Raw genomic sequence first — 6,868 nt, 5'->3', positions numbered from 1 at the left:
CAGGCGCGCGCGGCCGAAGCGCGCGGCGACCTCGGCAGCGCGCGCACGCTGTTCGAAGATGCGTTGCAGTACAGTCCCGACGACCCGTGGCTGCGGCTCGACCTCGCGCGCATCTACGCGAAGCAGGGCGCGTACGCGAACGCGAAGAGCATGATGGACGGCCTCGTCGAGCTGCATCCGGATATGCCGGATGCGCGGTATGCGAGCGCGCTGCTCGCCGCCGATATGCAGGACTGGCGTTACGGCTTGATGCAACTCGACCGGATTCCGGTCAACCAGCGGACCATGCCGATGACGGTGCTGCAGCATCGGCTGTGGGTTCATCAGCAGGCCGATGAGGCGAGCGCGCTCGCGCGCGCCGGACGCGCCGCGCAGGGCCGCGCGCTGTTGCAGGCGGCTGAGCCGGTTGCCGGACAGGACCCGGAACTGATCGGCGTGATCGCCGCGGGATACGTGAATACCGGCGATCCGGGGCGCGCGCTGATGATCGTGCGCGGCGCGCTCGCGCGTGCACCCGGCGACGCGAATCTGTTGCTCACCGGCGCGGGTATTCTGCTCAACACGAACCAGGATGCCGAACTCGGCGAAGTGATGCGCAGGCTGTCGGCGATGCAGTTGACCGCGCAGCAGCGGCGCGATTTCGAAAGGATCAACGTTGCGATCGTCGTGCGCCGCACCGACGCGCTACGCCAGGCGGGCGACCTCGCGAGCGCCTATGACGTGCTCGGGCCGTGGCTCGCCGCGCGCCCTGACGATCCGGAGGTGCTGGCGGCGCTTGGGCGTCTCTACACGGCGGCGAAGGACAACTCGAATGCGCTCGCCACGTACCGACTCGCGCTTGCGCAAAAGCCCGGCGACGTCGGTTTGCTGACCGCCGCGGCGGGCGCGGCAACCTCGGCGCGCGATTTCGACTTTGCGGAAGCGACGATGAAACAGGCGCTCGCCGCCGCCCCGAACAACCCGGACGTGCTGGCCGCGGCGGGCCGGATGTATCGCGCGCAAGGCAGGGACACGCTCGCCGCGCAGTACCTGCAGCGTGCGCTGCTCGCGCAGAACGGGGCGCTTGCGCCGCCGGGCGCCGCGGGCGGGCCGGCCGCACCGAACGGCTGGAATGTGCCGTTGCGGCCGTCGGGGCCGATTCCGCCGCCCGGCATGAATCCGTTTTCGAACAAGGTGACAGGCGACGCCGCAGCCGTGCCTGCGCTGCCGCTTGCGGCTGCGTTCGATACGTCACCCGGCGTGCCGCTCACTATGCCTGCCGGTGCGCCGGTCAATCTTGCGTTGTCTCAACCGAATCCGGTGCCTGCCATGCCTGCTTATCTGCCGCCGATGCCGTTGGCCCAGGATGCGCCGTACGTCGCGCCCGGGACGGACGTCATGCCGATCAACCCGCTTGAGGCCGTGTCGCCGGCAACGGCTCCGGGAGCGGCGGCCCGGGCCGCCGCCTATGCGGATGCGCCGCCCGCTATACCGGACGCGGATGGTTACGGACCAGATCAGTACGGCTCCACGCAGGCGGGTGGCGGGCTTGCACCGGGGCAGGCGTATCCTGCGCAGCCGTATGCGCCGGCGCAGTCGTATTCGGCGCCGTATCCCGCGCCGCAGGGGAATGTACCGACGGGCGGATATCAGCCGGCGGCGGGTTATGCGCCGGGCGGTTATGCGCCGAGCGGTTATGCGCAGAACGGTTATGCACAGAACGGCTATGCGCAAGGCGGTTACCCGCAGGCCGCACCCGCGGCGCAATCCGCGTATTCGCAGGGCGGCTACGCACAGCCGCAACCATCTTACGGACAGCCACCCGGACAACCGCCCGCCGGCTACGCGCCGCAACCCGGCGACGGTTACGTGAGCACGCCGTGGCCGATGTCGCCGCAGGCCGCGCAGGCGAGCGAGGCTGTGCAGGCTGCACAGACCAACCCGCCATATGCGCAGCCCGGCGCGAGCACGGCAAAACGGCGCACATCCGGCAAGAGCGCGCACGGCACGACGAACCGCGTCGCGCAGAATCCGCCCGCACCGCCGATGTATCCGGCGGGCTATGGACAGCCTGGCTATCCGCAGGGCTATCCGCCGCAGCCTTATGCACAGCAGTCCTATGGGCAGCCGCAGTACCCGTCGTATCCGCCGCAAACGCCGATGCAACCGCAGCCGCAAATGCAACCGCAGCCACAGCAATACGCCGCACAAAACTACGCGCCGCAACCCTACGTGCCGCAACCGGCGCCGCAGGGCTATACGAATCAGGGTTACGGCCTCGTCCCGTACGTGCCGCAGCCGCCGGCGCCGCGCATCAGCGCGCCGAGCCCTTATGCGCCATACCAGCCGCAGGGCGCCGCGGCCCAGCCGCCGTCGCTCGGTCCGCAGCAGACACTGACTGTCGAAGAGGAACTCGCGCAGATCAATCGCGAACAGACCAGCACGGTGAGCGGCGGCATCCTCTTTCGCAACCGCAACGGCGAAGACGGGCTGTCGAATCTGAACGATATCGAAGCGCCGCTCGAAGGGCGCATTCATGCCGGCGACGGCCACGTGGTCATCACCGCGACGCCGGTGCTGCTCGATGCCGGCACGTCGGACGCGTCGCCCAATACGCTCGCACGTTTCGGCTCCGGCGCGTTCCAGCGCAATACGACGCCCTCGGGGTCGCAGCACGCGGCGGGCGTCGGCGCATCGCTCGGCTACGAGATCGGCGGACTGAAGGCCGATGTCGGCGGGACACCGTTCGGCTTTCGCGAGCAGAACGTCGTCGGCGGCGTGCAATATCAGGGCGGCCTGACCGACCAGGTGTCGTACAAGCTGACCGCGGGGCGGCGCGCGGTCACCGACAGTCTGCTGTCGTATGCCGGCACGAAAGACGATGCGACCGGGCAGGAGTGGGGCGGCGTCACATCGAACGGACTGCGCGGCGATCTCGCGTGGGACGACGGCACGAACGGCGTCTATCTGAACGGCGAGTTCCAGTATCTCGACGGCCACAACGTGAAGAGCAATACCGCGGGCAAGGGCGGCGGCGGTTTCTACACGCGGCTCTACAAGGACGAGAACCAGACCTTCACCGCCGGCGTCAACACGACGCTGATGCACTACGCGAACAACCTGTCGTTCTTCACGCTCGGCCAGGGCGGCTACTTCAGCCCGCAGCAGTACGTGATCCTGAACGTGCCGGTTCGCTGGACCGGCAGGAACGGCCGCTTCTCATACGACTTCGGCGGCTCGCTCGGCGTGCAGCACTACCGGCAGGACAGCTCGCTGTACTACCCGACCAGTTCGACGCAGCAGGATCTGGCCGCCAGCCAGAACCTCGCGCCGGACCCCGGCGCCGTCTATCCGTCGCAAAGCCACACGGGCGTGTCGTATTCGGTCGATGCGGTCGGCGAATATCAGCTCGCGCCGCAGTTGACGGTGGGTGCGTCGGCGTCGTTCGGCAATGCGTACGAGTATCGCGAGTTCGTTGCGGCAGTCTACGTGCGCTACGCGTTCACCAAGCAGAGCGGCTTTTCGACGCTGTTCCCGCCGACGCCGATGACGTCGCCTTATTTGCCGACGAACGATTGAGCCGGCTGGCCGGTCGCGCGAGGCCGGCGCACGCGCGCGAGGAGCCCTGGTCGGCCGTCGTCAGGGCACGATCGACAAAAACAGATACGCGGCGAGCAGCGACAGATGCACCGCGCCTTGCAGGATCGTCGTGCGTCCGCTGCTCAGCGTCAGCGTGCAGACGACGAGTGTCAGGAACAGCAGCACCGAATCCTTGCCGTCGATGCCGAGCACGAGCGACTGGCCTGTCCATAGAATCACGACCGCGACGGTCGGAATGGTCAGGCCGATGCTCGCGAGCGCGGAACCGAGCGCGAGGTTCAGGCTCGTCTGAAGACGGTCCGCACGTGCTGCGCGCACGGCGGCAAAACCCTCGGGCAACAGCACGAGCGCCGCGATCACGACGCCGACCGCGGCCGGCGGCGCGCCGATGTCGGCCACCGCGCGTTCGATCGACGGCGACAACTGCTTGGCGAGCAGCACGACCGCGACCAGCGACACGAACAGCAGCAACAGGCTCAGCAGCGCGATCGCGACGCTCGGCGGTTCCGCGTGGGCGTTTTCATCGTGCCCGTTCGCGAGAAAGTAGTCGCGATGCCGCACGGTTTGCACGAACACGAAGACGCCGTACAGCACGAGCGACGAGACGCCGGCGAACGCCAGCTGCGAGGTCGACAGCACCGGGCCGGGGACGGTGCGCGTGTAGTTCGGAATGACCAGCGAGAGCACCGATAGCGAAGCCAGCACCGCGAGCGTGGCGCTCGCGCCGCGAGCCTGGAAATCCTGCTCGCGGTGGCGCAACCCGCCGACCAGCAGACACAGGCCGACAATGCCGTTGCAGACGATCATGACCGCGGCGAACACCGTGTCGCGCGCGAGTCCGGCTTTCTCGGGGCCGGCCGTCAGCATCACCGAGACGATCAGCGCGACTTCGATCACCGTCACCGCGACGGCCAGCACCAGCGTGCCGAATGGTTCGCCGACGCGATGCGCGACCACCTCCGCGTGGTGGACGCCCGCGAACACCGAACCGGCGAGCGCGACGCCGACCAGCGCGAGCAGCAGCGCGTGCCCGGGCAGCGCGTACGCCGCGCCGAGCACGATCCACGCGGCGATCGGCGCGCCGATGGTCCAGCGGGGCAACAGGGACGACGAGGTGGCCATCGGTCTATTCCTTTGTTGTGGGGTGAACCGGCGGAGGGTGATGCAGCCGGTTTAAGTTAATAATTTAGATTGGGAATGTGCGGTAATATAATGAAATATAAAGGAATTTTCTGTCACGTATCTTGGATTTCTGGGTCGCTTGACAGCCCGTCATGTCTGAATCCGACACGACGCCACGCATAGAGTATCGGCTCGATCCTGGTCGCAGGATTTATTACGTCGGAACGGCCGTCTCATCGTGCAGGATCGCGGATTCGGACTCCATGCCTTCCTGGTTGCCAAGCTGCAAGGCATGAAACAGAAACTGTTGTAAAGTCGCGGCGGCAGTCGTTTGATCATCTGCATCCGTACAGGTGAACAACCCGAAATTGGCGACCGGGGGATTGGGCAACCCGAATTCGCATGGGGCAAGCACGCGCATCGTGTCGCGCCGAATGTTCCAGTCCAGTAGTATCGCGATTCCCAATCCTGCCTGAACGGCCGATTGAATCGCCGCCAAACTGGTGCTTGTACAGACGACTTTCCACGCAATACCCGCTTCGCGCAGCGAAGTAAACAGCTTGTCCTGCCAGGGGCAGCCCCCTGCGAATGAGACGATCGGGACAAGGGTGTCGCCGAATTTCATTTCCCTCATGTTTGTTGCGGCCCAGTGGAGTTGATGCTGCCACGTGACGACAGGATCTGCGTGAATCAGCGTCGGATCGCCAATCACAATGTCGAGCTTGCCTTTGGCGAGCTGTTTCCCCAGGGTCAGACTGCCGTCGATCACGATCTCGAGCGCAACCTTCTCGAAGGACGCCGCGAACTGTTTCAACGCGTGCGGTAGATGTCCGACGGCAACGTCCTCGAGCATGCCGAGCCTGACGGTGCCCAGAATCTCTCCGGCGTTGAGTGCGGCGCGTGCGGCGAGGCCGGCATTGAGCAGCCTGTATGCGTAGGGCAGCAACACGTGGCCTGCCGCCGTCGGTTTGACGCCGCGCGATGAACGTTCAAGCAGACGTTGACCTACCTCATCTTCCAGGCGGCGCAGTGCCATGCTGATGGCAGCCTGGGTTCGGTGCAACACACCGGCGGCGTTGCTCACGCTGCCGGTTTCAACCACGGTGACGAACGTGCGCAGAAGCGTGCTGTCGAGGTCGCGGATCATAAATTTCCCTGATACGACGATAAAAAATACGAGCTTATACCAGGGGAATAGGTCCCCTTACTATCGTGCATACGTTGACTGATGAGCCCCGTCATGCACGATGACTCGAATGTGACGCCGTCCGCGGGAACGGCGAAATTGCCTTCCTCGCTGTCGAGAACCATTGCGCCGCTGTTCTGCATCGTTTCGATGTCCAGTATCCAGTTGGGCGGAGCGCTTTCCCGGCCGGTATTGATCGAATATGGCACCGTCAGCACGACATGGCTGCGTCTGTGCGTTGCCGCCCTTGTACTGGTCGTGGTGGCCCGGCCGCAACTTCGTCGCCATGCGCGCCAGCGTTGGCTTGCGGCCCTTGTCCTCGGCAGCGTGATGGCGGGCATGACGCTGTGCTACTTCGAGTCGGTCAATCATGTGCCGCTCGGTCTCGCCGTGGCCATCAATTTTCTTGGACCGCTTGCCGTCGCGACGGTTGGCATGCGCCGCATCACGATGCTCACATGGCCAGCACTCGCTGCGCTGGGTGTATGGCTTTTGGCTCGCCATGACGGCATGTGGGTCGTCAACCAGCCTTGGGTGTTGCTTTTTCCGGTCGGTGCGGCATTGTGCTGGGCCGCCTATATCGTCCTGATGAAATATATCGGGCAGCAATTTGACGGGCTCGAAGGCCTGGCCGCTTCGTTACTCGTCGCTGCCGCGGTGACGACGCCATTCGGGCTTGCGCAAAGCGGCGGGCACATCGCTGTCAGACAGGTACTGGATGCCGCATGGCTGGCGCTGCTTGTCCCGCTGTTGCCTTATGTGCTCGAACTCAGCGCGTTGCGGCGCATGAACTCCGCATCGTTCGGCATTCTGATGAGTGCAGAGCCCGCGATTGCGGCAGCGACCGGTTTCGTTGTTCTCTCACAGCCACTGACATCGTGGCAGATTGCCGGCACCTTATGCGTTGTCGGCGCCAGTATCGGTTCTGTCGTGCAGAAGTAACGCCCGCGAATTCGATCGCTGGAATACACCTTTCCCCAC

Annotated in this window: 4 protein-coding genes; 2 read left to right on the top strand and 2 right to left on the bottom strand. The window is 65.3% G+C overall.

Annotated features, from left to right (window positions below; genetic code table 11):
* The coding region (locus HV675_RS06965; protein ID WP_175110138.1) for a cellulose synthase subunit BcsC-related outer membrane protein at window positions 1-3,558 on the top strand (3,558 nt) is incomplete at its 5' end.
* A gap of 60 nt (window positions 3,559-3,618) precedes the next feature.
* On the opposite strand, the gene HV675_RS06960 is transcribed toward HV675_RS06965, so the two are convergent.
* Complete coding sequence (locus HV675_RS06960; RefSeq protein ID WP_175110137.1) at window positions 3,619-4,701, bottom strand: calcium:cation antiporter; 1,083 nt, start codon at window positions 4,699-4,701, stop codon at window positions 3,619-3,621.
* A gap of 214 nt (window positions 4,702-4,915) precedes the next feature.
* Window positions 4,916-5,848 (bottom strand): LysR family transcriptional regulator, encoded by a 933-nt coding sequence (locus HV675_RS06955; protein ID WP_175110136.1) that lies wholly within the window; start codon window positions 5,846-5,848, stop codon window positions 4,916-4,918.
* 81 nt (window positions 5,849-5,929) lie between these two features.
* Here HV675_RS06955 and HV675_RS06950 point away from each other — a divergent pair, with 81 nt between their 5' ends.
* Window positions 5,930-6,829 carry an EamA family transporter gene (locus HV675_RS06950; RefSeq protein ID WP_246270126.1) on the top strand — a complete coding sequence of 300 codons (900 nt, stop codon included), beginning with the start codon at window positions 5,930-5,932 and terminating at the stop codon, window positions 6,827-6,829.
* Window positions 6,830-6,868 lie beyond the last annotated feature (39 nt).

Origin of the sequence: Paraburkholderia solisilvae (assembly GCF_902859875.1) — a bacterium.
Lineage (GTDB): Bacteria > Pseudomonadota > Gammaproteobacteria > Burkholderiales > Burkholderiaceae > Paraburkholderia > Paraburkholderia solisilvae.
Note: the sequence above shows the minus strand (reverse complement) of the source record. Positions and strands in the feature narration are given on the sequence as shown.